We start from the raw sequence: 2,472 nt of genomic DNA, 5'->3' as shown, positions 1-2,472 counted from the left end.
CGTGGCCGTCCTCGCCGTGCTCAAGGCGGGAGGCGCGTACCTGCCCATCGACCCGGACTACCCACCGTCACGCATCGCGTTCATGCTCCACGACGCACAACCGGTCCTTGCCATCACAGCAGCGGACGTTGCGTCGGCGCTGCCGCGGAACGTGGCGACGGTGGTCCTGGACGATGTGGCGCTGGACGGTGTTGATGCCGCCGATCTGGTCGATTCGGACCGGCGCGATCCACTCACCGTCCTGAGCCCGGCATATGTGATCTACACGTCTGGGTCGACCGGCACACCCAAGGGTGTGGTGGTGAGTCATCGCGGGGTGGCGAACCTCGTTGCCTCGCAGCGGAGCCGGCTGGGAGTGGGTGCCGGTAGCCGGATGTTGCAGTTCGCTTCCCCGAGCTTTGACGCGGCGTTCTGGGAGTTGTGCGCAGGTTTGCTGTCGGGTGCGGCGTTGGTGGTGGCGTCGGCCGAGCAGTTGCTGCCGGGTGCCCCCTTGACGGACCTGGTCCGGGAACACGCGGTCACGCATGTCACGCTGCCACCCTCCGCCCTGGCCACCCTGTCGGTACCGGATGGCCTGCCGACCGGCACCACACTGGTCGTGGCGGGCGAGGCCTGTTCGGCGGAGCTGGTGGCCGCATGGTCACCAGAACACCGGATGATCAACGCCTACGGGCCCACCGAAGCAACAGTGTGCGTCACCACCAGCGATCCACTGACCCCGGATGCGACCACACCACCGCCGATCGGCCGTCCGCTGTCGAACACGCGGATGTATGTGCTGGATGCGGGGCTCAACCCGGTACCGCCTGGAGTGGCCGGCGAGCTGTATGCGGCCGGTGCGGGCCTGGCACGGGGGTACTGGAATCGTGCGGCGCTGACCGCAGGGCGGTTTGTGGCGGATCCGTTCGGTCCGGCCGGTTCGCGGATGTATCGCACCGGGGATGTGGTGCGATGGCGTAAGGACGGCAACCTGGAGTTCGCCGGCCGGGTGGATGACCAGGTCAAGGTCCGCGGGTACCGGATCGAACTGGGAGAGATCGAGTCGGTGCTGGCAGGTTGTCCGGGAGTGGGACAGGCCGCGCTCGTGGTGCGTGAGGACCGGGAAGCGGACAAGCGGCTCGTCGCCTACGTCACTCCCGACACCGACACCCACGGCGATGGCGGGGAGGTAGCCAGGGAGCAGGTCGGAGACTGGCGCGCCATCTACGACGAGCAGTACGCCTCCTCCGACCCGGCGCCGTGGGGTGAGGACTTCTCGGGCTGGAACAGCAGTTACACCCGTGAGTCGATCCCGTTGGCGGAGATGCGGGAATGGCGGGACACCACGGTCGAGCGGGTCATGTCCCTGCGGCCCCGCCGGGTGCTGGAGATCGGTGTCGGCAGTGGCCTGCTGCTGTCGCAGCTGGCACCGCGATGTGAAACGTACTGGGCGACGGACTTCTCGGCTCCGGCCATCGAGACGCTCACGGCCCGGGTGAACGAAGACCCGGACCTCACAGGCCGGGTAACCCTGCGGACCCAGCCGGCGGACGACACCGGGGGACTGCCCGCAGGATATTTCGACACGGTCGTGATCAACTCCGTCGTGCAGTACTTCCCGGGCGCGGACTACCTGGTGGAAGTGCTGACGCGGATCACGGACCTGGTGGCGCCGGGCGGGTCGGTGTTCGTGGGCGACGTGCGCAACCTCCGGCTCGCGCGGCACATGGCAGCAGGCGTGCAGACCCACCGCCACCCGACACCGACCGACACCGCCGTGATCAACCGGGCAGTGGAGCGAGCCCTCGCCGACGAAGAAGAGCTGCTGATCGACCCGGAGTTCTTCACCGCCCTGCAGGAACGCCTGGGCGTGACCGCGACGGAGATCCACCTCAAGCGCGGACACTCCGACAACGAGCTGACGCGATACCGCTACGACGTCGTCCTGCGCACACAGCCGGTGACCGCGCAGCCGGTCGAGCAAGACCAGTGGGAATGGCCGGAACACGAGGATGGCCTCACCGCCTTGCGGCAATACCTGACGGCGGCCAAACCGGCCGGCCTCCGAGTCAGCGCAATACCCAACCAGCGACTCCTCGACGACTCCGCAGCCCTGAGCGCCCTGGAGAACGGCACCCCCCTGTCTGACCCTTCGCCGACCGGGGACGCTGCGACACCGGAGACCCTCCACACTCTGGGTGAAGAACTCGGATACTGGGTGGGGTGCACCTGGTCGGCCACTGACCCGCAATCCCTGGACGCCGTGTTCGTGACGGCACCGCTGCTGCGACCGGGCGCGCCGGTGGACCTGTATGCCCCGGCGCAACCGGCCGGGACACCCCTGACATCCTGGGTGAACACGCCGACCAGGGGCCGACGTGAGCGCAGGCTGGCCGACGTGGTGCGGGGGTGGGTGTGTGAGCGGGTCCCGGACTACATGGTGCCCGCGGCGTTTGTGGTGCTGGAGGGGCTGCCGCTGAACCCGAACGGGAA

The 2,472-nt window shown here is 68.4% G+C and carries 1 protein-coding gene; it reads left to right on the top strand.

From position 1 onward, the window contains the following. Positions 1-2,472 (top strand): amino acid adenylation domain-containing protein (locus ACI2L1_RS45075; protein ID WP_404745287.1); only part of this gene is annotated, 2,472 nt, incomplete at both ends.

The organism is Streptomyces sp. NPDC019531 (assembly GCF_044903305.1).
Lineage (GTDB): Bacteria > Actinomycetota > Actinomycetes > Streptomycetales > Streptomycetaceae > Streptomyces.
Note: the sequence above shows the minus strand (reverse complement) of the source record. Positions and strands in the feature narration are given on the sequence as shown.